Consider the following 25170-nt stretch of genomic DNA (forward strand, 5'->3'; position numbering starts at 1 on the left):
CAGGGCACCCGCGGGTCCGGCCGTTCCCTCTCCTCGAGACCCACCCACTCCCCCGCCACCTCGACCACCCGGAGCTTCGGTGCCTGTTCCCCTCCCCACCGGCGTACGCCCGACCGGCGCGCCGCCTGCCGCCGTTCTCGCCGGCGAGGCCGCACGATGACCGCCGTCCTGGGTGAGCTGGACCTGCTGCTCACCGACCACCACGTGCACTCCACCTGGTCCGACGACGCGGTCAGCGCGCCGATGGAGAACCTGATAGCCGCCCGCGACACCGGGCTGGCCAGCATCCGCATGGTCGACCACGTCCGGACGACGACGGCATGGGTGCCCGGCTTCCTCGCCGAGGTGGCCGCGCTGCCCCGCGTCGAGGGGCTGGAGGTGCTGACCGGCGTCGAGGCGGAGATCCTGGACGCCTCCGGGCGGCTCGACGTCCCCGGGGACCTGGTGGTCGGGACCGGCGGGGTGGACCGCATCCTCATCGCCGATCACCGGTTCCCCGGGCCGGACGGTCCGTGGAGCCCGCGCCGCACGCTCGAGGAGATGGCCGGCGGGCTGTCGGCCGAGGACGCGCTGTCGATCCTGGTCGACGCGACCGTCCGGGCGATGGACCGGGCCGGCCGGGGCCAGCTGGCGCATCTGTTCTCGCTGCTGCCGAAGATCGGCATGCACGAGAGCGGGCTGCTCGACGAGCACATCGCCGCGATCGCCTCCGCCGCCGTCCGCACCGGGACGACGGTCGAGGTCAACGAGAAGTGGCGCTCCCCCGGACCGCGCGTGGTGCTGGCCCTGGCCGCCGCCGGCGTGACCCTGGTCGGCTCCACCGACAGCCACGCGGCCGCGACCGTGGGCCGCTACTCGTGGGTGGCCGACGCGGCGTCGGCGACCCGGCTGGTGGGCGCCCGCTGACCGACGTCCGCTCCGCCGCCCAGACCGCGGCCCGGCCGTCCCCCTGACCCCGGGGCGGCCGGGCCGCAGCTCCCGCCCGACTCAGACAAAGGCGCTGACCCCGGTCAGCGCGCGCCCGACGATGAGCTGGTTGATCTCCCGGGTGCCCTCGTAGGAGTAGAGGGCCTCGGCGTCGTTGAAGAACCGGACGACGTCGCGCTCGAGCAGGATGCCGTTGCCGCCGAGCAGCTCCCGCGCCCAGCCCACGGTCTCCCGGGCCTGGCTGGTGACGTAGCTCTTGGCCAGCGCGGCGTGGTCGTCGCGGAACACGCCCTCCTCCTGGAGCTGCGCCACCCGGACGGCCATGCCGAGGCTCGCGGTCACGTTGCCGGCCATGCGCGCCAGCAGGTCCTGGATCAGCTGGAAACCGGCGATCGGGCGGCCGAACTGCTGCCGCTCCTTGGCGTAGGCGAGCGCGGCTTCGAATGCGCCCATCTGGCAGCCGACGGCGTTCCAGGCGACCCCGCCGCGGGTCAGCTTGAGCACCCGGTTGACGTCCTTGAACGTGTTCCCGCCCTCGAGCTTGTTCTCGGCCGGGACCCGGCAGCCCTCGAAGGTCAGGTCGGCGTTCTGCACCGTGCGCAGCGCGTACTTGCCCTCCATCTTCCGTGCGGTGAACCCCGGGGTCCCCTTCTCCACGACGAACGTCTTCACCGAGTCGTCGGCGACGTCCCGGGCGAAGACGACGACGAGGTCGGCGAAGGTGCCGTTGCCGATCCAGCGCTTGGCGCCGTCGATCACCCACTCGTCGCCGTCCCGCCGTGCGGTGGTCTCCAGACCGAGCGCGACGTCGGACCCGCCGTGCGGCTCGGTGAGCGCGAAGCAGCCGATCTTCTCCAGGGCCAGCATGCCGGGCAGCCAGCGGCGCTTCTGCTCCTCGGAGCCGAGATGGACGATCGACCCCATGGCCAGCCCGTTGTGCACGCCGAGAAAGGTGGCCATCGACGGGTCGACGCGGCTGGTCTCGAGCGAGATGAAGCCGGTGAACAGCCGCGAGCCCCGGGGCGAGCCCTCGGTGTCGTAGCTGCGGCCGACCAGCCCCGCCTCGGCGAAGCGCGGGATCAGGTCCATCGGGAAGGTGGCGGCCTCCCAGTGGTCGTTGACCCCGGGCCTGACCTCGGTCTGCAGGAACTCGCGGATGCCGGCGAGCTCCTCGCGCTCCCCGTCCGACAGCAGCGATTCGTAGGCGTACAGGTCCCCGGTGATCAGGTCGTCGGTCATGTGCGCGTCCTCTCGTCGATGGCCTCCCGGCGGTACCCGTCCTGCGCGGCGCCCAACTCGACGGCGGCCGACGGCATCGGGACCGGCCACTCGGACTCGGGCACGGGCTGCTCAGCTCAGCCTCCGGGTGCCCGGTGGCAGCACCCCGCCCGCGAGCAGCGCCGTCGCCGCGTCCTGCAGCGCGGTGAGCGCGACCCGCTGCATGAACGGGCCGGTGGAGACCCGCGCGACGTCCAGGTGCAGGTCCAACGGGATCCGCTCGCCGTTCCCGTAGCCCAGCGACGCCGGACGGCATGGCCGGCGCCGGCGGCTCCTGATCAGGCGGTCTGGCGCGAACCGGTTAGGAGAGGCTAACCTCCGGGCGTTGCCCCGGTGTGCGCACCGGGGCCCGTCCGCCCGCCGTCTCCCGTTAGGCGACCACTGCATGTACGTCTGCCACTGCAACGTGGTGACCGACCGCGATGTCCTCGAGGCGATCGCCAACGGCGCGAGGTGCGTCGCCGACGTGGCACGGGCCACCGGAGCGGGACGAACCTGCGGCAACTGCGTCGACTCGCTCCGCGACCTGGTGTGTCAGCATTGCCCGGTGCGAGCCGGGGGCACCACCGAGCGCCCGGCCGAGCGAGAGCTGGGAGTAGCCGGTGCAGCCCGTTAGCCCCCGCGTGGTCGAACTGCTGAACGACGCGCTGACCTTCGAACTGACGGTCACCAACACGTACTTCCTCAACGCCCGCATGCTCGACGCCTGGGGCCTGCCGAAGCTCGGCAAGGTCTTCTACGACCTCTCCATCGACGAGATGCGCGACGCCGACGCCCTGATCCAGCGGATCCTGCTCTTCGACGGCCACCCCAACCTGCAGCGCCTCGGCGCCATCCGGGTGGGCGAGACCGCCGAGGAGATGCTCGTCCTGGCCCTCGACAGCGAGAAGGCCGCCGTCGCCCAGTTCAACGCCTCCGCCAAGGAGTGCCACGACCTCGGCGACCACGGCACGGCCTCGGTCTTCGAGGAGATGGTGCTCGACGAGGAGAAGCACGCCGACTGGTTCGAGGCGCAGCTCGCCGCGATCGAGCGGGTGGGCGCGCCGCAGTACCTCGCCGCGCAGATCGTCACCGAGACGCCCTGACAGCAGCTGCACCCGCGCACCGAGGGTCCCTTCCGATCGCGGGAGGGACCCTCTTTGCATCCGCGGTCAGCCGGCCAGGAGGCCCTCGAGCGGGTCGAGCTGCAGCTGGGCCCGGTGGCCTTCACGGCCGCCGGCGGAGAGGCCGCGGCTCCGACGCCTCCCCGAGCGCGTTCGGGTGGACGATCACCGCGTTGGTCCCCTGGAGGACCGGCTCGACCCAGCGCACGCCGATCGGCCGGCAGGCGTCGTGCCCCTCGGACGCCTGGCTCATGTCGACGTAGGTGACGCCGGTCTGCCCCGCCGCGCGCCACACCCCGTCGTCCAGGGTGGCCTGCAACCTGCGCAGGTAGGGACGTCACCCTCGGCGATCGTCATGCGGTCGAAGCAGCCGCCGCTCGCCGGCATGATCCACGGGTAGCCGAAGATCGCCACCTTCGTCCGGGAGGCCTCCTGGCGGACCGCCCGGAGGGTCTCCACCAGCGCCGGGAAGGTCGTGGAGCGGATGGTGTCCTCGAAGAGGAGCCGTAGCGGTCCTTGCACGGGCTCCCCGTGCCCAGGGTGGCCAGCCCCGCGGTGGAGCAGGCGAGGATCGAGTTGATGAAGAGAGGCTGCTGTCGTTGCCGCCGATGGTCATGGTGACCAGCTGGGTGTCCTGGCCGAGGGCGTCGAGCTGGGGGCCACGCCCGGGTGCTGTTCGGCGAAGAAGTCGCCGGTGTCGGCGCCTCCGCAGGTGACGTCGGTGAGCTGCGCGCCGATGGCACCGGCGACGACGTGCGGGTAGTGCGGACGGAGCGCAGGCACTGCGGCGGTGCCGTGAGGTCCGGCGGCAGCACGCCGGAGGCGGCGCTGTGGAGTCGCCGAGCGCGACGTACCTGATCCGCCGTCGGCGGGTCCACCGTGGTGGTGAGACCAGCGAAGCTGCATTCCAGCTGCGCCGCGAGGCCAAGGTGGTGATCACCCAGGGACCTGAGCGCGGCGTTGCCCGACGTCCGGGCCGATGCGCAGGCGCTTCGACAGCCCGACGTCGTCACCCGTCGGGCTCGCTTCGACTGCCACCCCGAGGACGCCGCCCAGCTCACCGGACCGACAGCCCAGGTGGGCAGCTCGAGCTAGTGGGACGGGCGGCACCATCGACCGGTGGATATGACGTTCTGGACGCACTGCAGCCGGAGGCTCACAGATCTAGGCGCGGACCTGGACGACCATCCCGCTGCGCGGAGAGGTCGGCATCTGCGTCAGGTCCACCGTGAGGTCCTGCGGCGGGACGTCGTGAGGCAGCGCCGCGAGCAAGCCGACCGCGCGCTCCAGCAGCCGGACCGTCGGCCACTCGCCCGCGCAGCGGTGGGTGGTGGCGTGGTCGCCACCACCCTGAGGCACGAGGTCGAACGGCCCCGGCGTCCGCTCCCGGAACCGCTCCGGGCGGAAGACTTCGGGATCGCCCCATATCCGCGCATCGTGGTTGGTGGCGTACAGGTCGAGCAGCAGCCACTCGCCGCGCCGGAACGTGCGGTTGCGCCAGGTGAACTCCTCCGCCACCCGGCCGCCCACCACGGGGAAGAAGGCATAGAAGCGACGCACCTCCTGTGCGAAGGCGCGCAGCGCCTCGTCGTCGGCCAGCCGGGCGCGCTGCTCCGGATGCTGGTGCAGCGCCAGCGCGGCGAAGACGATGAACCTGCCGATGGCAACCGTCGGGCGCAGCACGTTGATCAGCTCGACCGCGGCGACCGCGGTGCTCAGCAGCTCGCCGTCCAGGCCGCGGTGCGTGGCGATGGCGCGCAGGGGCCGCCCCTGAGGGACGTCCAGCCGGCCGCCGCGCACCTGGTCCACGAGATCGCGCACCCACTGCTCGGCCGAGTGCCGCCGCAGCTGGCCGCGCCAGTTGCGCGGGCCGAAGGCTCCGGCGCCCTCGAACATCGACACGAGCTGCCGGGTCCGCTTCGGCACCTCCTCCTCGGCCAGTGGCACTCCGCTCCACGCGCACACCGTGCGGCACAGCACCTCCTGCACCGCGTCGAGCAGCACCACCTGCTCCTGGGCGGCCCAGCGCCGCTCGGCTTCGGCCCACTGCTGCTCGAACAGGGCAACCAGCTCGTCCAGCGCGGTCGGCGTCATCATGGACAGGAACATGGCCTTCCGGTCCCGATGGTCCGCGCCATCCAGCACCTGCACGCTGCCGACGTCCTGCAGCAGGGCGAGGGTGGGGAGCGGCAGCGCGCCCTTCCGGGTCAGCCGGTCAGGGGTGTAGAAGTGCCGCGCCGCCTCCTCCCCGTAGGTGAACGTCGCACGGGTCAGCATGAGTCTGGTGTCGAACAGATCGGCTCCGGCCCGGGCGAACCGGCGCGTGCCGAACTGGTAGCCCTCCCACAGCAGGCTCACGCTGCTGTCGACCAGGTCCAGGGCAGGGGCCGCCGCCGCCACGACCCGGCTCGCGGCCGACGTCATCTGCCGCACCGAACTGTTCAACTGCATCCCTGCCACCCCCACTCGGTGTTGACCCTCCCTAGCCCGAAGCCGGTGAGCCAAACCGGCTCTACGGAGATCGGACGGGCGCGGTGATCATCACTGCCGCTGCCCGCCGGTGGTGGCGGGGGCAGCCCACTCAACCGCCGTGGCGAGTCCGGAGCCTCCAGTCCTCGAGGAGGGTGGAGTCGTGCTGCAACCGCTACTCGCCGCTCGGACACGTGCAGGCCCCCTGGGCACGACATCGGTCTCGGATGGCCACCACGGTGGCGCCGAATACAACTCAGGCCGTCCCTCCGGAGGAGGAACGGCCTGGTCGTCGGGGTGGAGCTGAGGGGACTCGAACCCCTGACCCCCACACTGCCAGTGTGGTGCGCTACCAGCTGCGCCACAGCCCCGATCCGACCCGATTCGGTGCGTCCGGGCCGGGACCAACTGTACAGCCCCGCGTCGGGGGACCCACGGAGGGGGTCGGCGGCGCTCCAGGCGTGGCGGAACGGGCTCGGGCCTGCGCCATCTGCACCACGCGGATGAGGTTGCCGAACGGGTCGCGCAGGCCGACGTCGATGCCGTAGCGCCGGTCGACCGGCTCCTCGGTCACCTCGCTCGCGCAGCTCGGCGTGGGTCTTCCAGGCGTCGTCACACGTGGAAAGAGGTCGCGGCCCGCGGCACCCTTGCTCATCGGCTCGCACACCTGCGCGGCGGGCTCCGCGCTTTCGCCGGCGCGCCGGGTTCCTCAGGCAGGACCGCGCGGCGCGTCGGACCTCAGACGTCGACGCCCCGGGCGGCCAGCCACGGGAGCGGGTCGACCCGCTTGCCGTCGATTCCGCCCTTGTGCACCTCGAAGTGCAGGTGCGGTCCGGTCGACTGGCCGCGGTTGCCCAGCAGGGCGATCGTCTCCCCCGCCTCCACGTACTGGCCCGGCTGGACCAGGATCTTGTCCATGTGGCCGTAGACGGTGACGTCGCCGTTCTCGTGGAGGATGTACACGGCCAGACCGAAGCCGCTGGCCGAGCCGGCCCGGAGCACCACGCCGTCGACCGCCGCGTACTCGGGCGTGCGCATAGGAGCAGCCAGGTCGATGCCGTAGTGGAAGGTGCCCCACCGGCTGCCGTAGCCGCTGGTCAGCCGGGCCCCGGCCACGGGGAGGACGGCCTTGGGGCGGGCGGCCTCCGCGGCGGCCTCGGCGGCCGCGGCAGCCGCGGCCTGGCGCTCGGCGCGGGAGGCGGCCACCTGCTCCAACCGGGCCTCGGCCTCGGCGACCGAGATCGACGCCTGCGGCAGGACCTCCGCACCCTCCTCGGTGGTCAGCAGCGCGTCCGAGGCCTCGAGCACGGACGTGGCATCGGCCGAGGCGGCGGGCGCACCGTGCAGGCTCACCCCCGCCGCGACGACACCGCCGAGCAGCAGGGCGCCGAGCAGCATCGCGGGGCTCCGCCGCGCCCGGGGGGTAGGACGACGACGAGCCCGCCGCCCGGCGGACCGACCGGCGGAGGGGTGCACCGCGCTCAGCACCTCGGTGCGGGCCTCCTGGCCGATCCCTGCGTCCATGCACCTGTCCGTCTCGCCTGGGTGGTGGGGGTGGCCCGAGCGGGCGAGGGTCATCGAAACATTGCGTGACGAGGTCGTGACCTGGCGCCCGGCGCGTCGCTCGGGACACGCCGTGAAGGCGTCACCACTGGACCCACGAGCCCCATGCGTTACCGACAGCGGTGGATTTCCGACCCGGTGTGCGGCGGCCGAAGGGCGTCGGTGATCATGGACACGCCCGGCAGGTGGGTGCGAGACGTTTCAGGGGCCCCGCAACGGGCACTCCTGTCCCTCCGGCGTGAAACATCCGCGCCGGCCCGGCGCCTCCGCGTCCGCGAAGCGGTGCCGGACCTTGCGCGGCACCCGGCACCACCCGTGTACTGCTGACCCCGGAAACCCGGGACCCGTCGGTCCGGTGCGCCGTGCTCAGGACAGAGAAGGAGGGACGCGATGTCACAGGCCGAGCTCCTGCCCCTGCGGATGCCTGCCGGGACGGCTCCGGCCGGGCATCCGGCGGTCCCGGTTCCTCCGGGCGGGGTCTCCCCCGCGCGCAACGTGGTTGCCGCCGCCGATGTCCACCCGCTGACCGATGCGACCCTGCCGCTGCACGAGGCGCAGCTCAGCGTGCCCACCTACGACCGGTCGGCCCTGACCCCGGCGGTCGTGCACTTCAGCGTCGGCGGGTTCCACCGCGCCCACCAGCTCCTCTACTTCGACGAGCTGGCCGAGCGCCGGATCAGCGACGGCTGGGGGGTCGTCGGTGTCGGGCTGCGCAGCCGGACCATGAAGGAAGCGCTCGCCCCGCAGGACCACCTCTACACGGTGGTCGAGCGCAGCCCCGACGGCGAGCGCGCCCGCGTCGTCGGCGTCATGGTGGGCTACCACTTCGCGCCCGAGGATCCTGCGGCCGTGCTCGACCTGCTGACCGACGAGCGCACGCGCATGGTGTCGCTGACCATCACCGACAGCGGCTACCGGCTCGACCCGCGGACCGGGCTCTTCGACGCCGACGACCCCGACATCCGGGCCGACGTGCGGGAGCCCTCCTACCCGCGCACCGTGTTCGGGTACCTCGTGGAGGCGCTCGACCGACGCCGCCGGGCCGGTCTCCAGCCGTTCTCGGTGGTCTCGTGCGACAACATGCACCGCAACGGCGACGCGGCCCGTGCCGCCGTGGTCGGGTTCGCGCAGCTGCGCGACGAGGTGCTCGCGCGGTGGATCGCCGACCGCGTGGCCTTCCCCAGCAGCATGGTCGACCGGATCACGCCGCACACCAGCCCCGAGGAGCGGGCGGCGGTGGCGCAGCGCTACGGCGTCGACGACCGGTGGCCGGTGATCACCGAGCCGTTCTCCCAGTGGGTGATCGAGGACACCTTCTCCGCCGGCCGGCCCCCGCTGGACGCCGTCGGCGTCCGGTTCGTCGCCGACGTCGGCAGCTACGAGCTGATGAAGACCCGGCTGCTCAACGCCAGCCACTGCGCCCTGGGCTACCTGGGCTCGCTGGCCGGCTACGCCAGCCTCGACCAGGTCATGGCCGATCCGGTGCTCGCCGGCTACGTGGCCCGACTCATGGACGTCGAGGTCACCCCGCTGCTACCACCGCCCGACGGCATCGACCTCGCCGAGTACAAGCGCACCCTGCTGCAGCGGTTCGCCAACCCGGCGATCGCCGACGGCCTGCCCCGGCTGTGCCGGCGCGGCTCGACCAAGATGCCCCACCACCTGCTGCCGTCGCTGCGCCAGGCGATCGAGGAAGGGCGGCCCCACGGCCTGCTCACCCTCGCCGTCGCCGGATGGTTCCGCTACCTGCGCGGCACGGACGAGGCCGGCCGGCGGCTGCCCGTCGAGGACGCCCTCGCCGAGCAGCTGCAGGCGCTGGCCCGCGCCGGCGGCAGCGACCCGCGGCCCCTGCTCGGCGAGACGTCGGTGTTCGGGGACCTCGGCTCGCACCCGGCGTTCGTCGCCGACCTGGCAGCGGCCCTCACCGCCCTGGACCGCGACGGGGTCCGGGCCACCGTGGCCGCCCGCACGCCCGGCCCCGCGGCGCAGCCGCGGTGACCACCCCGTCCGCCGCCCCGTCCCCGAAGGGAGCCCACCCGGTGCCGACCGTTCCGCCGACGCTCATCGAGCGGGTGCAGTACCTGCTCTGCGACGCCGACGGCAACCTGTTCCCCTCCGAGGAGCCGGCGTTCGACGCCTCCGCCGAGGTCACCAACGCGTTCCTCGCCTCCATCGGCATCGACCGCCGGTACACCGCCGACGAGCTCCGGCACGCCGCGACCGGCAGGAACTTCCGGTCCACGGCCCTCACCCTGGCCGCCGAGGCCGGCGTTCCCGACGTCGACGTCGAGCCGTGGGTGGCCGAGGAACGTCGCGCGGTCACCGAACACCTGGGCACCACGCTGCGGCCGCACGGGCCCACGCTGGACGCGCTCGGCGCGCTGGCGGGTTCGCTGCAGCTGGCCGCGGTGAGCTCCAGCGCGCTGTCCCGGCTGGCGGCCTGCTTCACCGCCACCGGGCTGGACGAGCTCATCCCACCGGCGCGCCGCTACAGCGCCGAGGACTCGCTGCCGGTGCCGACCAGCAAGCCCGATCCCGCCGTCTACCGGCACGCCTGCGCCGCTCTGGGCATCGCACCCGAGCAAGGGCTCGCGGTGGAGGACGCCGTCGCCGGTGTGCGTTCGGCCGTCGGCGCCGGCTGCCCCACCGTCGGCAACCTGCTGTTCGTGCTCCCCGAGGAGCGGGCGGCACGCGCTGAAGCCCTGCTGGCTGCCGGCGCGCTGACCGTCGTCGAGTCGTGGCAGGAGCTCGCCGACCTGGTGCTCCCCGTGCTCGCCGGTCGGCCGCACGCCGACGACGCCCTGACCGGAGCCGCCCGGTGAACATCGTCTACGTCGCCTTCCGCGGGCACTTCTCCGACAGCCCCCGGGCGCTCTACGAGGCGCTGCTCGAGCAGGGCGTCGACGCCACCCACACCTGGCTGTCGGCGCCGCACACCCAGGCCGGCTTCCCGTCCGAGGTCGAGACGCTGACCTTCGGCAGCCCCGAGTCGATCGCCGCGCTCGAGGGCGCCGACCTGGTCGTCTCCAACGACCACATCGCGCTGGACTGGGAGAAGCGTCCCGGGAGCATGTACCTGCAGACCTGGCACGGGACGATGCTCAAGCGCATCCACAACGACGTGCTCTGGGCGCCGGAGGGGCGGTTGGCCTACCTGGACCAGGACATCGCCCGCTGGGACCTCCTGCTCTCGCCCAACGCCGTCACCACCGAGCGGCTGCGCAAGGCGTTCGGCTACACCGGCCCGATCCACGAGACCGGCCTGCCGCGCAACGACCTGCTGAGCAGCCCCCGCCGCGACGAGGTCCGCGCCCGGGTGCGGTCGGACCTCGGTATCGGCGAGGACCAGACGGTGGTGCTCTACACCCCCACCTGGCGCGACGACCTGGTGTTCCAGGGCAGCGGGGAGCGGGACTTCGAGTTCCCGATCGACCTCGACGAGTTCGGTTCCCGGCTGGGCGAGGACCACGTGCTGCTGCTGCGGCTGCACAACATGGTCATGAGCCGGCTGGAGATCACCGACGGGTCGGCCGTCCGGGACGTGTGCAACCACCCGGACATCGCCGACCTCTACCTGGCTGCCGACATGATGGTCACCGACTACTCGTCGACGATGTTCGACTTCGCCATCACGGGCAAGCCGCAGCTCTTCTACACCTACGACCTCGACCGGTACCGCGACCAGCTGCGCGGCTTCTACTTCGACCTCGCGGAGGTCGCGCCCGGTCCGCTGATCGCCACCAGCGACGAGCTGATCTCGGCGATCGCCGACATCAGTACGGTCACCGCGGAGCACGCCGAGCGCTACGCCCGGTTCCGCGAGACCTTCTGCCACCTCGAGGACGGCTCCGCCACGCAGCGCGTCCTCGATCTGATCCTCCCGACCGCGACCGCGTCCGGGCAGAACACCAGCACGACCACTGAAGGAGATGATGTCCGTGCGGACCGGTGACCACGTCCTCAACCCCGTCCGTCGGGGTGTATCCCCCCTGCCGGCCCGCACGACGCCCCGACGGCTGCAGACGCCGTCGGTGCAGGTCGTGATCCTGGCCGCGGGCATGGGCACCCGGCTGGGCCGGCAGGATCCCAAGCCGCTGACCCGGCTCGACGACGGCCGCAGCATCATGCAGCGGCAGCTCGACGGCCTGCGCGCCGTCCTGGGTGCCGACGTGTCGGTGACCGCGGTCGTCGGCTACCGCAGCAAGCGGATCATGAAGGCCGCCCCCGACCTGCTGTTCACGTACAACCCCGACTTCGCGGTGACGAACACGTCCAAGAGCCTGCTGCGCGGTCTGCGGACCACCCGCGAGGGCGGCGTGCTCTGGCTCAACGGTGACGTCGTCTTCGACCCGGCGGTGCTCGAGGTCGCGCTCCCCTACATGGCGGCCGACCAGAGCTTCGTCTGCGTGGACACCAGCACGGTCGCCGAGGAGGAGGTCAAGTACACCCTCGACGGCGACGGTTACATCCGCGAGCTGTCCAAGATCGTCCGCGGCGGCCTGGGCGAGGCGGTGGGGATCAACTACATCTCCTCCGCCGACAAGGCCACGCTCATCGAGCACCTCGACGAGTGCTCCCACGAGGACTACTTCGAGCGGGGCCTGGAGACGGCGATCGCCGAGCGCGGCCTGCGTGTCCGACCGGTGGACATCTCGGCCTACGCCGCGGTCGAGGTCGACTTCGAGGGGGACCTCCAGCGGGCCAACACCCTGTTCGGGTCCGACGGCCCGAACGTCGTCGCCGAGGTCGGCTGACCTCCGGGGACCGCCGTCAGGCCACCGGCACCGGATGGCCGGCGGCGGTTCCTCCGGGCGTGGCGTCGACCTCGCGGAACCGGCGCACCGCGGCGACGCCCCCGAGCGCCAACCCGACGCCGAGGGCCGCCAGCGCCCCCACCGCGACGCGGGCGACGGGCTGCGGCCCGGCCGAGGAGACGTTCGCCGACCACAGCACGTCGACCTCGGGCAGGCCCTGCACCAGCAGCAGCCAGCCGGTGACCACGGCCAGCAGGCCGGTCATGGCTCCCCGGCCGCGCAGCGCGGCGCGCGCCCCGAGGACGGCGCACAGCAGGGTCGCCGCGGCCGGCAGGAGCGCCGAGACGACGGCGCCGACGTGCGAGCCGGCGGTGACCGACGGCTCCGGGGTGGCCAGGGCGTGCCACAGCGCCGCGAGAGCCCCTACCGCGAGCAGGCCGCCCAGCAGCAGCGGGGTCCGGGCCAGCAGCCCGGCGGCGACCGCGGCGAGCAGCACGGCGGCCGCGAGCGGCCACACGACCCACGGCGAGGGCGGCGGGCTCCAGGTCAGCACCCCGGCGACCTCCGCCTCCGTGCTGCCGTGCCGCAGCGGCACGATCCACTCCGACACCACGTGCTCCCGCGTCGGATCGGCGGTGACCTGCGGCGGCAGGAGGTCCTGGCTCATCCAGTGCGTGCGGTGGTCGTGCCACACGTACTCCGGCTGCGTGGAGATCTGCTCCCACTCGGGAGCGGCCCCGGGATCGGCGGAGTCGGGCAGCGTCGTGCGCCCGTACCGGTCCAGGTTGATGTAGGTGGCCGGGCTGTGCGCGTTGCGCCAGACGCCGTCGGGGCCGATCCGCAGGTAGGGCTCGTCGGAGTAGCCGGGCACGAGCACCTCCGTGCCGGACCGGTTGACCAGCTCCAGCTCGTCCCCGAACTGCAGCACGCGCACGGCCACACCGGGCAGCTGCGGGGCCACCGAGGTCACGCGGCCGTCGAAGTCGCTGCCCGCCGCCTCTCCCCCGACGTGCGCCGAGGCCGGACCGGCCAGCGCCAGCAGCGCGAGGACACCGGCCAGGACGGCGAGCAGCCGGCCGAGGCCCGGGCTCACGCGCCCGCCACCACCTGCAGGTCGTCGGCGATGTCCTGGTGGGTGTTCCCGCCGTCGAAGGCGACGTGCGCCTCGTCGTCGGCCCCGTACAGCAGTAGCAACGTCGAGTGCAGCCGCCCCTCGTCCTCGGCCTGCGGGACCCCGGCGGCCAGCTGCGCCTGGTCGATGCTCTCCTGGTCGCCGGTGAGGCCGACGAACGGCGTCGGCAGGTCGGCGTCGAACCGGCCGAGGTACTCGCCCAGCGCCTCGGGGGTGTCGGTGGCCGGGTCGGTGGTCACGAAGACGACCTGCACCTGCTCGGCGAGCTCCCGGTCCAACCCGCGCAGGGCGACCGCGACGTCGGCCATCGTCGTGGGGCAGACGTCCGGGCACTCCGTGTAGCCGAAGAACAGCAGCGTCGGCCGGCCGGCGGTGGCGACGCCGAAGTCGAACGGTGCACCGGTGGTGTCGGTCAGCGTGAACGACGGCCGGCGGTAGGGCTCGTTGAGGTCCAGACCCGCGTAGCGGTCCTCCGGCGCCTCGACGGCGGCCGGCGCGCCCGCGGTGTGGTCGTGCCCCCCGGCGTCGCCGTCCGCCGCGCTCCCGCAGCCGGCCAGCAGGAGACCCGTGGTGAGCAGCAGTGCCGGGACGGCCCGGCGGGAACGGCGGCGGACGGCGGAGGTCACGAGGACACGGTACGTCGGTTGGCGCGGACGCCGAGGCCGACACCGGCGAGCGCGACGAGCAGCGCCAGGATGGAGAAGAACAGCGCGAGGGCGCCCGGGTCGTCGGCGTGGCCACCCTCGTCGTGGGCGTCGGCCGCGGTCGCGAGGTCGGCCGTGCCGGCGCCATCGGCGGCCTGCTCGGCGGCCAGGGACAGCACCGGCGCCGGGTGCTCGGGCTCGTCCTGCCCGGCGATCGTCGGCTCGATCCACGCCGACTCGTTACCGTCGCTGTAGGTCTGGATCACCGGGAAGCTGAGCTGCTCGGCATCCGGGAAGGGCCCGCCGGAGAGCGCGAACTCCTGGAACTGGCCGGGCGCGATGCCGCTCCCCCCGTCGGCGCGGAACTCCACCACCGAGACGGAGGAGCTCGTCTCCTGCCCGTGCACCTCGACCGGCTCCGCCGGGTCGGCGGTCGTGGTGGTCACGGTCCAGCCCGCCACCGGCTGGGCCCGCAGCGAGCCCATCGCGGACTCCTCGGGGATCTGGATGCGCAGGGCGACGGTGCTGGCGGTGTTGCTCTCGTTGGGCACGCGGAAGGTGAGCTTGCCGAAGCCACCGGGCGCGGCGTCGCCGGAGGAGACGGTGACGTGCGCGGAGGCGGACGTGGCGAGCACCACGCCGGCCGTGCCGGCGGTCAGGGCGGCGAGCACCAGCACGGCCAGCCGGTGCAGCGGGCGGGGCGAGGACATGGATCTCCTGTTCATCGGTGGAGCGGTGGGGCGTCAGCGCACCGGGAAGTCGGTGGCGGCGCTGAGCGCGGTGAACTCGTCGAGCCGGACCGTCACCGTGAGGGTCCAGGTGCCGGCGCCGGGGATCGCCATACCGTCGCCGACGAAGTGGCCGGGGCCGGCCGGCGCGAGGCCGACGTCGAGCGGGCCGATCCCCTGGGTGCGCTCGGTGAGCGTCACCCTGATCTCGGCCGGCTGGGTGAGCCGGCCGGCGTCGTCGAAGAGGTAGACGTGCAGCGCATTGCCGCCGGGGCGCGCGGGCTCCACCGACACCTGCACGCTGCCCGCCGCCGCGCCGGTGCCGCCCTGCAGCGGCAGCACCGTCTCCATCGGCTGGGCCAGCGCCGTGCGCGCGGGCGGCGTGGCCACCAGCACCGCCGACAGCGCCAGCACGACCGCGGCCACGCCCGCCTCCAGGAGCACCGAGCGGCGCAGCGAGGGCAGGTGCTCGGCGGCGTTCTCGGCCTGCACCCGGTCGCGCTCCGCGGCGCCGGCGACCTCCGCGGGGGCGGGTCCGGTCCGGTCGGTCGCCGCGAACGTCTGCGCGGTGATCGTGCGGGGTCGCCGGGGCCGGCGCACGCCCAGGCGCTGCTGCACCCAGACGCGGGACACCCCGGCCGCGGCGAGCAGGAGCACGACGAGCAGCAGTTTCGCCCCGAGCAGCTGTCCGTACGTCGTCCCGACCAGCGCGGTCGGGGAGCCGACCTCCCGGACCGACTGCACGATGCCGGACACCACGAGCACCACCACCGAGCCGAACGCCAGCCGGGAGAACCCCGGTAGCACGGCGGCCACCTCGGCCGGCGCCGTGCCCGGCCGCAGCGCGACGGCCAGCAGCCCGGCGAGGCCGCCCAGCCACACCGCCATCGCCCCCACGTGGACGGCCGCGACCAGCACGGCGAGCACCGGCCACGGGCCGGCCACCGGGTGCCCGACCGCGGCGGTCGCGAGCACCAGGCCGCCGGCGAGGACGGCGCCCGCAGCCGTCCAGTCGCGGCCGAGGGCGTCGTTGTCCCGCCAGACGCGGCGCAGCACCAGGAGAAGCGCCAGGGACAGGAGCACCCGCGCCAGGGCGGTCCAGCCGACGCCCGCGCCCAGCGTGGCGCCGAGCAACGCCGGGTCGGCGACCGCCCCCAGCCCCGCACCCGCGGCGTACGGGCCCTGGAGCAGGAAGGCGCCCAGCCCGGAGAGTGCGACCGCGACAGCTCCGCCGGTGGCCATCCGCCGCAGGCGTTCCGCGCGCCGGCCGGCCGGCCAGCAGGCGAGGACGAGCACCGGGACGCCGACAGCGAGCGCCAGCCCGGCGTACCCGACCCAGCGCGCCACCGGCAGCAGCGCGCCGACGACGGGATCGGTGGACCCGGCCTGGTCCTGCCCACCGGTGGTCAGGAGCTCGCCGTCGCCGACGGCGAAGGAGAAGGCGCCGGACACGGGGTGCGAGTCGGCGGAGATCACCCGGTAGGTGACGAGGTACCCGCCGTCGGGCAGGTCTGCGCGCAGCGGGACGGTGACGACGCCGCCGTCGGCGGAGGCGGCACCGGCGTCGACCCGCTGCTGGTCGGCGCCGAGCACCCGGGCGTAGCCGGCGCCCAGCGAGACGCCCTCGCTGAAGCGCAGCGTGACCTTCCCGGGTGCGGCGTCGAGGCGGGCGCCCTCCCCCGGCTCGGTCGAGACGAGCGTGGCGTGCGCGGCGGCCGGGCCGGCCGTCCCGATGCCCGCGCCCAGCCAGCCGGCGAGCAGCAGGGCGACCAGGAGCGCCGAGCGCCTCACGCCAGCACCCGCCGGTCGGCCACCGCGGGAGCCGGGCGGCGCCGGTGGCTCCGCCACGCCACGGTCGCGACGACGGCGACACCGGCCAGGACGAGGAGGTGGGCGAGGGCCCGGTCGGCGTGCACGTGCCCGGCCTGCAGGTCGGCGACCGTCAGCGGCAGCAGCAGCGCCGTGAAGGACCCGAGGAAGGGCAGCGCGCCCGCAGCCAGCCGCGGGCCGGCCGCCACGGCGACGAACGCCGCGGCCACCGCCAGGTTCCAGGCGCCGCTCTCGCGCGCCATGTGCACCGGAGCGCTCATCGCGCCGGCGCCGGAGACCAGCACCGGCAGGGCCAGCGCCGCCTGGGCGACGCCGACCGCGACCAGGACCAGCCGCAGCGCCGTGTCCGCCAGCCGGGCGCGCGCGGCGGCGCGCGCCCCGGGCAGCTCGCGGGGCAGCGCGCCGAGCACCGCGACGGTGAGATCGGGCACCGGCGGGGCGAGCGCCAGCCGGGCCCGGCGGGTGACCTGCTCCGCCGCGGCCGCCCACCCGGTGCACCCCGGGCACGCGGCCAGGTGCGCGTCGAGCTCCTCGGTGGGCAGCCCCAGCGGCTCGCCGTCCAGGCGCGCGGAGAGGGCCTCTCGGCAGGTGTGGCAGGACATGGTTGATTAGTCGCCGCCGGACGCCGTCCGGTTCCCGGCCCTCCGGGTGACCTGCGGAACACCCTGGCGAGGACATGGACGACCTGGCCCGCGTCGCCGCGGACGCCGCCGCCGGCGACCCGCTGGCCGCGGCCGCCCTCGTCCGGGAGACCCAGTCCGACGTCTGGCGGCTGTGCGCGGCCCTGGGCGACCGCGACGCGGCCGACGACCTCACCCAGGAGACGTACCTGCGGGCCTTCGCGGCGCTGCACCGCTTCGAGGGCCGCTCCTCGGTGCGCACCTGGCTGCTGGCCATCGCCCGTCGCGTCTGCGCCGACTCGCTGCGCTCCCGCCGTCGGCGCCGGCTGTCCCTGGTGCGGGAGGCGAGCGACCTGGAGCTGCTGGCCGCAACCGGTTCCGGGGACGCCGTCGCCGAGGGCGCCGCGGTCACCGACCTGCTCGGCCGCCTGGCGCTGGACCGGCGCGAGGCCTTCGTGCTGACCCAGCTGCTCGGGCTCTCCTACGCGGAGGCCGCGGACGTCATCGGCTGCCCCGTCGGCACGATCCGGTCGCGGGTCGCGCGGGCGCGCGCCGACCTGGTGACCTCCCTCGCCGGGGGGAGCGAGGACGGCGACCGGGGCGACGCCGCTCACCGCTGACCTCGCGACGAGCTGTGTCCACGTGCTGGACACCTATGCTCCGCGGCGGTCGTACGTCCGCCGCGGGCGGGGCGACCGAGCCGACATCCGAGACGGAGCCTCCGCGTGCCCTTCAGCCTGACGCCCAAGGACTCGAGCTTCTACCCGCTGTTCACCGCGTCCGCGCAGAACCTGGTGACGGCGACCGAGGTCCTGGGTGAGTTCGTCCACGACCACGCGCGCCGCGGCGAGCTGGCCATCCGGCTGCGCGACCTGGAGCACACCGGCGACCAGTCCACGCACGCCATCTTCCGGGCGCTCAACACCAGCTTCGTGACCCCGTTCGACCGCGAGGACATCTACCGCCTCGCGAGCGATCTCGACGACGTCATGGACTTCGTCGAGGCCGCCGCCGACCTGGTCATCCTCACCGGCCTGGGCACCCTGCCCGCCGAGATGCACCAGCAGGTCTCGCTGCTGCAGCGCTGCGCCCAGACGACCGCCGAGGCGATGCCGCAGCTGAGGACTCTCAAAGACCTCTCCGAGTACTGGATCGAGGTCAACCGCCTGGAGAACGAGGCGGACAAGCTCTACCGGCGGCTGCTATCCCGGCTCTACAGCGGGGAGTTCGACGCGCTGGAGGTCCTGAAGCTCAAGGAGGTCGCCGACCAGCTCGAGGAGGCGGCCGACGCCTTCGAGCACGTGGCCAACGTGGTCGAGACGATCGCCGTCAAGGAGTCCTAGGCTGCTATGGATCTCCGCTGATGGACGCGGCCTTCCTGGCCCTGACCGCCATCATCCTGGTGGCCCTGGCGTTCGACTACACCAACGGCTTCCACGACGCGGCCAACGCGATCGCCGTCGCGGTGTCCACCAAGGCGCTGACCCCCCGGGCGGCCCTGGCGCTGGCCGCGGTGATGAACCTGATCGGGGCCCTGCTCTCCACCGAGGTCGCCAAGACCGTCGGCGCCGGCATCATCGATCCGCCCGAGGGCGGCGAGGGCCTGGAGATCGTCTTCGCCGCGCTGATCGGCGCGATCACCTGGAACCTCGTCACCTGGTGGTTCGGGCTGCCGTCCTCGTCGTCGCACGCGCTGATCGGCGGGCTCGTCGGCGCAGCCCTCGCGGCCGCCCACTCCGTGCAGTGGATGGGCGTGTTCGAGAAGGTCATCGTCCCGATGGTCGTCTCGCCGCTGGTCGGCTTCGGCCTGGGCTACCTCGTCATGCTGGCGCTGCTGTGGGCCTACCGGAACGCCCACGTCACCCGCGCCAACCGCGGCTTCAAGCGGGCGCAGATCGTCAGCTCCGCGACGATGGCGCTCGGCCACGGCATGCAGGACGCCCAGAAGACGATGGGCATCATCACCCTCGCCCTCTACACGGCCGGGGAGATCGACGACTTCGAGGTTCCGTTCTGGGTGGTGCTCGCCGCCGCCGCCGCGATCAGCGCGGGCACCTACGCCGGCGGGTTCCGCATCATGCGGACCATGGGCCGGCGGATCATCCAGCTCACCCCGGCCGGTGGCTTCGCCGCGCAGACGGTCGCCTCCAGCGTCATGGTGACGACGGCGACGGTGTTCGCCGTCCCGGTGTCGACGACGCACATCACCACCACGTCGATCATGGGCGTCGGCTCCACCCGGCGGCTGTCGGCGGTCCGGTGGGGTGTCGCCGGCAGCATCGTCACCGCCTGGGTGGTCACGCTGCCCGCCGCCGCCGCGATCGCGGGGATCGCCTACGTCCTCATCGACCTGGTGGTCGGCTGATCGTGGGCTCGCGCGGCCCCGGAGCGGTCGTCCCGTCCCACCAGGTGAACCCGATTGACGCCTAAGTGCATCGATCTGGTAGACATATCACCGTGACACGGACGACGGCGCTCCTCCTCGTGAGCCGGCGACACGTCGACCTGCTGCGCGTCTGCACCGCCGCCTGTCCGGGGTTCTGATCCGCCGCGCCATTGCCCGGCGCCCGCTCGACCCCCTGTCAGGCCGCCTGCTGCGGCATCCGTGAGACCGGAGTCCGTCCCCCCGTGAAGACCTTGATCCTGCTCGCCCTCGCGGGCCTGGGCGCACAGCTCGTCGACGGCAGCCTCGGCATGGCCTACGGCGTCACCTCGACGACGCTCCTGCTGGCCATCGGCACGAACCCCGCGGCGGCGTCGGCGACCATCCACCTCGCGGAGATCGGGACGACGCTGGCGTCCGGGTTCTCGCACTGGAAGTTCGGCAACGTCGACTGGAGGGTGGTCGCCAAGGTCGGGCTGCCCGGCGCGGTCGGGGCCTTCGCCGGCGCCCACTTCCTGTCCGGCCTCTCGACGGAGATCGCCGCGCCGGTGATGTCGCTGATCCTGGTGTCGCTGGGCGTGTACATCCTGGTGCGCTTCACCCTCCGCGGCATCGACCGGCGCCACCTCGGCAAGCCGGTCCGTGCGCGCTTCCTGGGCCCCCTCGGCCTGGTGGCCGGGTTCGTCGACGCCACCGGTGGCGGCGGCTGGGGCCCGGTGGGCACGCCCGCGCTGCTGGCCAGCGGCCGGATGGAGCCGCGCAAGGTCATCGGCTCGATCGACACCTCGGAGTTCCTGGTCGCGCTGGCGGCCAGCCTGGGCTTCCTGGTGGCGCTGGGCTCGCAGGGCATCGACCCGCTGTGGGTGGCCGGGCTGCTCGCCGGCGGCCTGATCGCCGCCCCGATCGCCGCCTGGCTGGTGCGGCACATCCCGCCGCGACTGCTCGGCTCCCTGGTGGGCGGCATGATCGTGCTGACCAACGTCCGCACCCTGCTGCGCAGCGACTGGGTCGACGCCGGCGACGTCACGAGCGGCACCGTCTACACCGTGCTCGCCGCGATCTGGGTGCTGGCCGTCGTCCACTCCTACCGCCAGTACCGCAAGGACAAGGCGGTGGAGTCCGCCGACGCCCTCGCCGAGGTCGCCGAGCACGAGGTCCTCACCGACGTCACCGCCCCGGCCGAGGGTCAGCCCGTGGGCGCCGGCCGCCCCAGCGCCCCGCGCGACTGACCGAGGACCGTCCCACCGGGCGGCGAGCACCCCGGGCACCGACGCCCACCCCCTCGGCATCCCCGCCGGTGACCTCCCGGCAGACCACGCCCCGAGCCTGCGAGGCAGGGGCCTCCGTCAGACCGCCCGGCTGGCCGGCAGGTCGGGGACCTGCGGGAGCGGGGTCGAGCGGGCCGCGGCCAGCACCATCTGCGGCGACGGCGGCAGACCCCGGCGCGTGCACAGCCGCAGCGCCCGGGCGCCGGTGAGCACGTCGGTCTCCGGGGGGACGACCAGCAGGTCGGCCCGGCGGTTGCCGCCGGCCCAGGTCAGGCAGACCACCTGCGGGTCCATGCTGCGGAAGCCACCGGCCCGGACGGTGCGGCCCTGCACCTCGAGCTTGCGGGGCGCGGGCTGCCACGCGTCGAGGGCGTAGGTGAACCGCTCCACCCGGACGCCGCGCCGCTCCAGGGCGGCGATCAGCTCGGGCAGCTCCACCGCGAGGTCGCGGCTGCGCGGGAACCAGGCGCCGTCGAAGGCCGAGTCCCCCGATCCGGCATCGGCGCGCAGACTCACCCGGACGTCGATCCCACCCCGGAAACCCTCGGTCGCCGGAACCGTGCGGGTGATCGTCGTCATCAGCGTTCGGCCGCCTCTCGTCACTCGCTCGCCGCGGGCCCGGACAGAGGACCCCGACACGAACCTAGGACGCGGCGCGTGGGGTCGCCGGTGAGCTCGGGACGGGCGGGTCGCCTCGCTACGGCCGGTCTTCACGATTCGTGACCTACCGACCACGACGCCCGGGTCGGTCCCGACACGAGGAAGGCCCCGACCGGGGGTCCGGACGGGGCCTTCCTGGGGCGGCTCGCGATCAGGCGGGCTTGGGCTTGCGGTTCTTGGCCTTGCCGCGCTCGGTCTGGTCCAGCACCACCTTGCGGATGCGGACGCTGCCCGGCGTGACCTCCACGCACTCGTCCTCGGCGCAGAACTCCAGCGCCTGCTCCAGGTTCAGGATCCGCGGCGGGATGAGCCGCTCCAGCTCCTCGGAGGTGGACTTGCGCATGTTGGTGAGCTTCTTCTCCTTGGTGATGTTCACGTCCATGTCGTCCGGACGGGAGTTCTCACCGACGATCATGCCCTCGTAGACGTCCGTGCCCGGCTGCACCATGAGCTGGCCGCGCTCCTGCAGCGAGAACATCGAGTACGTCGTCGCGACGCCGGAGCGGTCGGCGACCAGCGAGCCGGTCGGGCGGGCACGCATGTCGCCCAGCCACGGCTCGTACCCCTCGAGGTTGTGGTTGAGGACGCCGGTGCCGCGGGTCTCGGTGAGGAACTCGGTGCGGAACCCGATCAGGCCGCGGGAGGGGACGATGTACTCCATCCGCGCCCAGCCGGTGTCGTGGTGCACGAGGTTCTCCAGGCGCGCCCGGCGGGTGGCCAGGGCCTGGGTGAGGGTGCCGACGTACTCGCCCGGGGTGTCGATGGTGACCCGCTCGACCGGCTCGTGCAGCGCGCCGTCGATCATCTTGGTGACGACGGTCGGCCGACCCACGGTGAGCTCGAACTCCTCGCGGCGCAGCTGCTCGACGAGGATGGCCAGCGCCAGCTCCCCGCGGCCCTGCATCTCCCAGGTGTCGGGGCGGTCGGTGGGCAGCATGCGCACCGACACGTTGCCGACCAGCTCCTGGTCGAGGCGGTTCTTGATCAGGCGCGCGGTGAGCTTCTTGCCCGACTTGCCCGACAGCGGCGAGGTGTTGATCCCGATGGTGATCGAGATGGACGGCTCGTCGACGGTCAGCGGCGGGAGCGGGCGCGGGTCGCTGGGGTCGGCGAGGGTGTCGCCGATCATGATGTCCTCGATACCGGCGATGGCGACGAGGTCGCCCGGGCCGGCGCTCTCGGCCGGGGTGCGGGTCAGGCCCTCGGTGACCAGCAGCTCGGTGATCTTGACGTTCTTGATGGTGCCGTCGACCTTGCACCAGGCCACCTGCTGACCCCGCTTCATCTCACCGGAGTGGATGCGCAGCAGCGCCAGCCGGCCGAGGAACGGTGAGGCGTCGAGGTTGGTGACCTGCGCGCGCAGCGGCTCCTCGGCGTCGTAGGACGGCGGCGGGATGGTGTCCAGCAGCGTCTTCACCAGCGGCGCGAGGTCGTCGCTGTCGGGGACCGTGCCGTTCTCCGGGCGGTTGAGCGAGGCCTGGCCGGTGCGGCCGTTGCAGTAGACGATCGGGAACTCGAGGGCGTCGGCGTCCAAGCCGGCGTCCTCCATGAGCTCCATGAACAGCTCGTAGCACTCGTCGACGACCTCTTCGATGCGGGCGTCGCCGCGGTCGGTCTTGTTCACCGCGAGGATGACCGGCATTCCCTTGGCCAGCGCCTTGCGCAGCACGAAGCGGGTCTGCGGCAGGGGACCCTCGGAGGCGTCGACGAGCAGGACGACGCCGTCGACCATCGACAGGCCGCGCTCGACCTCACCGCCGAAGTCGGCGTGGCCGGGGGTGTCGACGATGTTGACGACGACGGGGTTGCCGTCGGAGTCGGCCAGCCGGATGGCGGTGTTCTTGGCAAGGATGGTGATGCCGCGCTCGCGCTCGAGATCCATCGAGTCCATCACGCGGTCCTGCGTGGAGTCGTTGTCGGTACCCTCGCCCTTGGCGCGGCCGAGTGCACCGGCCTGACGGAGGAGAGCGTCGACCAGGGTGGTCTTGCCGTGGTCGACGTGGGCGACGATCGCCACGTTGCGCAGGTCGTTGCGGGTGGGCATGCGGAAGGGCACCTCGGGCAGCTCGGGGGCGCGCCGCGCGGACGCGCGCGGGCATCAGGACAACGACCTCCGAGGCCGCGACCTTCCCTCCACTCTAGGTGCTCAGCGCGCCGACACCGTTTCTCGCTGCCGGTCGACCACCCCGTAGGTGGCCCCGGCCGCGGCGACAGTGACCAGACTCACCGCGAACCAAGCCGGGAAGCCGGCTCCCAGAGCCAGGACGTGGGCCAGCGCGAACGCCCCGACGTAGAGGGCGGCGAGCCCGGCGGTGACGGCCGGCCCGCGCCGGCGGGCGGCGATCCAGGCCGCGCCGACTCCGCAGAGGGCGAACACCGCGCCACCCAGCGCCCGGATCCCGGCGCCCTGGGCGATGCCGAACCCGGCGGCGAGGCCCACGGCGACGAGCAGGTACGCGGGCACGCGGGCGAGGGCCGAGGTCGACATGTCCTCCAGTGTCCCCGGCGTCGTGTCGACCCGTCGAGGGCGGCCGGCCGGGCCGGGATGCGACCGAGGCCGGTATCCGCGGTGCGGGATACCGGCCTCGGGCGGATCTCGGGGTCGAACCCCGGCTCGATCAGGCGGTGCGGAGCACGGCCTCGATCTCGAGCTCGACGGTGATCTTGTCGCCGACGACCACGCCGCCGCCGTCCATCGGCATGTCGATGTCGACGCCGTACTCCTTGCGGGAGATCTCGGTCTTGGCGCTGAAGCCGGCGCGGGTGCCGCCGTAGGCGTCCGGGCCGAAGCCGTTGAGCTCGAGCGCCAGGACGACGGGCTTGGTGATGCCCTTGATGGTGAGGTCGCCCTCGACGGTCCAGTCGGCGCCGTCGGTCGTCACGGCGGTGGAGCGGAAGTCCATCGTGGTGTGGTTGCCCACGTCGAAGAAGTCAGCGGACTTGATGTGGGCGTCGCGCTGCTCCTGGCGGGTGTCGATCGAGTCCATGTTCACCGTGGCGGTGACGACGGACTGCGTCGGGTCCTCGGCGGTGACGATCTCGCCGGAGAACTCGCGGAAGTACCCGCGGACCTTGCTCACCATCATGTGGCGGACGGAGAAGCCGACGGTGGAGTGGCTGGCGTCGATGTCCCACGTGCCGGCGACGTAGCCGGGGATCTGGACGCTGGTGCTGCTGGTCATGGTGTCTCCCTGGTGGTTCTGGGCGGTCAGGCGTGCCGTCGTCCGTAGCGTAGTTGAGCGTTTGACTATTCCGCCAGTATTCTGTCCGCATGACCGCACCGGTGTCGCCGCAGCCCCTCCCGACGGGCGAGCCCCGCTGGCTCGACGCCGAGGAGCAGAAGGCATGGCGGGCCTGGCTCTACAGCTCGCAGCTGCTGCAGGACCGGCTCGACCGGGAGCTCACCCGCCGCACCGGCATCTCGCACGCCTACTACGAGATCCTCGTCGCCCTCTCCGAGGAGCCGGAGCGGAGGATGCGGATGAGCGAGCTCGCCGACCGGTGCCTGTCCTCGCGCAGCCGGCTCTCGCACGCGGTGTCCCGGCTGGAGGAGCGCGGCTGGGTGCGCCGGCAGGTGTGCCCCGATGACGGCCGCGGGCAGCTGGCCGTGCTCACCGACGAGGGGTTCGCCACCCTCGAGGGTGCGGCGCCCATCCACGTCGAGGGCGTGCGGCGGGAGCTGTTCGACCAGCTCTCCCCCGAGCAGGTGGCGGCGATGCGGGACTTCGGGGAGACGCTGCTACGTCACCTCGACCCCACGCGCATGCCCTGACCCCGTCCGGCCCCGCCGGGCGGGGCCGGACGGCACGGT

Annotated in this window: 27 protein-coding genes and 1 tRNA gene; 12 read left to right on the plus strand and 16 right to left on the minus strand. The window is 73.3% G+C overall.

The genetic code is table 11. From position 1 onward, the window contains the following. Positions 1-156: 156 nt before the first annotated feature. Entirely contained in the window at positions 157-906 is a 750-nt protein-coding gene (locus ACI791_RS02880) for a histidinol-phosphatase (RefSeq protein ID WP_456584646.1), read from the plus strand. Between the two features lie 81 nt (positions 907-987). Here the strand turns inward: ACI791_RS02880 and ACI791_RS02885 are convergent, their stop codons facing one another. Continuing rightward, positions 988-2166 (minus strand): acyl-CoA dehydrogenase family protein, encoded by a 1179-nt coding sequence (locus tag ACI791_RS02885; RefSeq protein WP_456584647.1) that lies wholly within the window; start codon positions 2164-2166, stop codon positions 988-990. A gap of 111 nt (positions 2167-2277) precedes the next feature. After that, positions 2278-2415 (minus strand): hypothetical protein, encoded by a 138-nt coding sequence (locus tag ACI791_RS02890; RefSeq protein ID WP_456584648.1) that lies wholly within the window; start codon positions 2413-2415, stop codon positions 2278-2280. A 175-nt stretch (positions 2416-2590) separates the two neighbouring features. Between ACI791_RS02890 and ACI791_RS02895 the strand changes: the two genes are divergently transcribed. After that, positions 2591-2821: a (2Fe-2S)-binding protein gene (locus ACI791_RS02895; protein ID WP_456584649.1), complete on the plus strand. Its 231-nt coding sequence runs from the start codon at positions 2591-2593 to the stop codon at positions 2819-2821. After that, a complete protein-coding gene (gene bfr / locus ACI791_RS02900) occupies positions 2808-3290 on the plus strand; it encodes a bacterioferritin (protein ID WP_456584650.1) in 483 nt (160 codons plus the stop codon). Before ACI791_RS02895 ends, bfr begins: the two co-directional genes overlap by 14 nt. Before the next feature lie 121 nt (positions 3291-3411). Here bfr and ACI791_RS02905 read toward each other — a convergent pair whose 3' ends face one another. From ACI791_RS02905 to ACI791_RS02925, 5 genes are all read right to left on the minus strand, one after another. Next, entirely contained in the window at positions 3412-3627 is a 216-nt protein-coding gene (locus ACI791_RS02905; protein ID WP_456584651.1) for a hypothetical protein, read from the minus strand. Positions 3628-3920: 293 nt separating this feature from the next. Further along, a complete protein-coding gene (locus tag ACI791_RS02910) occupies positions 3921-4091 on the minus strand; it encodes a hypothetical protein (RefSeq protein WP_456584652.1) in 171 nt (56 codons plus the stop codon). Positions 4092-4472: 381 nt separating this feature from the next. After that, complete coding sequence (locus ACI791_RS02915; protein ID WP_456584653.1) at positions 4473-5759, minus strand: cytochrome P450; 1287 nt, start codon at positions 5757-5759, stop codon at positions 4473-4475. Positions 5760-6075: 316 nt separating this feature from the next. Continuing rightward, positions 6076-6148, minus strand: a tRNA-Ala gene (locus tag ACI791_RS02920). Positions 6149-6515: 367 nt separating this feature from the next. Further along, positions 6516-7301 carry a M23 family metallopeptidase gene (locus ACI791_RS02925; protein WP_456584654.1) on the minus strand — a complete coding sequence of 262 codons (786 nt, stop codon included), beginning with the start codon at positions 7299-7301 and terminating at the stop codon, positions 6516-6518. A gap of 429 nt (positions 7302-7730) precedes the next feature. Here ACI791_RS02925 and ACI791_RS02930 point away from each other — a divergent pair, with 429 nt between their 5' ends. From ACI791_RS02930 to ACI791_RS02945, 4 genes are read left to right on the plus strand one after another with little or no spacing between them, the layout of a single operon-like run. Next, a complete protein-coding gene (locus ACI791_RS02930; RefSeq protein ID WP_456584655.1) occupies positions 7731-9338 on the plus strand; it encodes a mannitol dehydrogenase family protein in 1608 nt (535 codons plus the stop codon). 41 nt (positions 9339-9379) lie between these two features. Beyond that, positions 9380-10162 (plus strand): HAD family hydrolase, encoded by a 783-nt coding sequence (locus ACI791_RS02935; protein ID WP_456584656.1) that lies wholly within the window; start codon positions 9380-9382, stop codon positions 10160-10162. After that, a complete protein-coding gene (locus ACI791_RS02940) occupies positions 10159-11292 on the plus strand; it encodes a CDP-glycerol glycerophosphotransferase family protein (RefSeq protein WP_456584657.1) in 1134 nt (377 codons plus the stop codon). Before ACI791_RS02935 ends, ACI791_RS02940 begins: the two co-directional genes overlap by 4 nt. Further along, positions 11279-12094: a phosphocholine cytidylyltransferase family protein gene (locus tag ACI791_RS02945; RefSeq protein WP_456584658.1), complete on the plus strand. Its 816-nt coding sequence runs from the start codon at positions 11279-11281 to the stop codon at positions 12092-12094. Before ACI791_RS02940 ends, ACI791_RS02945 begins: the two co-directional genes overlap by 14 nt. A gap of 16 nt (positions 12095-12110) precedes the next feature. Here the strand turns inward: ACI791_RS02945 and ACI791_RS02950 are convergent, their stop codons facing one another. Genes ACI791_RS02950 through ACI791_RS02970 form a run of 5 tightly spaced genes read right to left on the minus strand, consistent with a single transcriptional unit; the run spans position 12111 to position 17030 of the window. Then, positions 12111-13187, minus strand: coding sequence for a hypothetical protein (locus tag ACI791_RS02950; RefSeq protein WP_456584659.1), 1077 nt, complete (start codon positions 13185-13187; stop codon positions 12111-12113). Then, positions 13184-13852, minus strand: a complete 669-nt coding sequence (locus ACI791_RS02955) for an SCO family protein (protein WP_456584660.1) — start codon at positions 13850-13852, stop codon at positions 13184-13186. The genes ACI791_RS02950 and ACI791_RS02955 overlap by 4 nt, the downstream gene beginning before the upstream one ends. Further along, entirely contained in the window at positions 13849-14580 is a 732-nt protein-coding gene (locus ACI791_RS02960) for a YcnI family copper-binding membrane protein (protein WP_456584661.1), read from the minus strand. The genes ACI791_RS02955 and ACI791_RS02960 overlap by 4 nt, the downstream gene beginning before the upstream one ends. 33 nt (positions 14581-14613) lie before the next feature. Beyond that, on the minus strand, positions 14614-16389 hold the full coding sequence (locus ACI791_RS02965) for a copper resistance CopC/CopD family protein (protein WP_456584662.1): 1776 nt from the start codon (positions 16387-16389) through the stop codon (positions 14614-14616). Further along, the gene (locus tag ACI791_RS02970) at positions 16386-17030 is read right to left on the minus strand and encodes a zf-HC2 domain-containing protein (protein WP_456584663.1); all 645 of its coding nucleotides are present in this window, start codon (positions 17028-17030) and stop codon (positions 16386-16388) included. The genes ACI791_RS02965 and ACI791_RS02970 overlap by 4 nt, the downstream gene beginning before the upstream one ends. A 74-nt stretch (positions 17031-17104) precedes the next feature. Between ACI791_RS02970 and ACI791_RS02975 the strand changes: the two genes are divergently transcribed. From ACI791_RS02975 to ACI791_RS02990, 4 genes are all read left to right on the plus strand, one after another. Then, a complete protein-coding gene (locus ACI791_RS02975) occupies positions 17105-17668 on the plus strand; it encodes a sigma-70 family RNA polymerase sigma factor (protein ID WP_456584664.1) in 564 nt (187 codons plus the stop codon). A gap of 105 nt (positions 17669-17773) precedes the next feature. Then, the gene (locus ACI791_RS02980; RefSeq protein ID WP_456584665.1) at positions 17774-18391 is read left to right on the plus strand and encodes a DUF47 domain-containing protein; all 618 of its coding nucleotides are present in this window, start codon (positions 17774-17776) and stop codon (positions 18389-18391) included. Positions 18392-18411: 20 nt separating this feature from the next. Continuing rightward, on the plus strand, positions 18412-19413 hold the full coding sequence (locus tag ACI791_RS02985; RefSeq protein ID WP_456584666.1) for an anion permease: 1002 nt from the start codon (positions 18412-18414) through the stop codon (positions 19411-19413). Between the two features lie 263 nt (positions 19414-19676). After that, on the plus strand, positions 19677-20660 hold the full coding sequence (locus ACI791_RS02990; protein ID WP_456584667.1) for a sulfite exporter TauE/SafE family protein: 984 nt from the start codon (positions 19677-19679) through the stop codon (positions 20658-20660). A 117-nt stretch (positions 20661-20777) separates the two neighbouring features. On the opposite strand, the gene ACI791_RS02995 is transcribed toward ACI791_RS02990, so the two are convergent. From ACI791_RS02995 to ACI791_RS03010, 4 genes are all read right to left on the minus strand, one after another. Then, positions 20778-21278 carry a DUF5994 family protein gene (locus ACI791_RS02995; RefSeq protein WP_347059703.1) on the minus strand — a complete coding sequence of 167 codons (501 nt, stop codon included), beginning with the start codon at positions 21276-21278 and terminating at the stop codon, positions 20778-20780. A gap of 232 nt (positions 21279-21510) precedes the next feature. Beyond that, complete coding sequence (gene typA, locus ACI791_RS03000) at positions 21511-23403, minus strand: translational GTPase TypA (protein WP_347059702.1); 1893 nt, start codon at positions 23401-23403, stop codon at positions 21511-21513. 102 nt (positions 23404-23505) lie between these two features. Further along, on the minus strand, positions 23506-23847 hold the full coding sequence (locus tag ACI791_RS03005) for a hypothetical protein (protein ID WP_456584668.1): 342 nt from the start codon (positions 23845-23847) through the stop codon (positions 23506-23508). Between the two features lie 130 nt (positions 23848-23977). After that, on the minus strand, positions 23978-24541 hold the full coding sequence (locus tag ACI791_RS03010) for a YceI family protein (protein WP_456584669.1): 564 nt from the start codon (positions 24539-24541) through the stop codon (positions 23978-23980). A gap of 89 nt (positions 24542-24630) precedes the next feature. On the opposite strand from ACI791_RS03010, the gene ACI791_RS03015 reads away from it, so the two are divergent. After that, positions 24631-25131, plus strand: a complete 501-nt coding sequence (locus ACI791_RS03015) for a MarR family winged helix-turn-helix transcriptional regulator (RefSeq protein ID WP_456584670.1) — start codon at positions 24631-24633, stop codon at positions 25129-25131. The last annotated feature ends 39 nt before the right edge of the window (positions 25132-25170 follow it).

This window comes from Blastococcus sp. SYSU DS0973 (assembly GCF_054051055.1).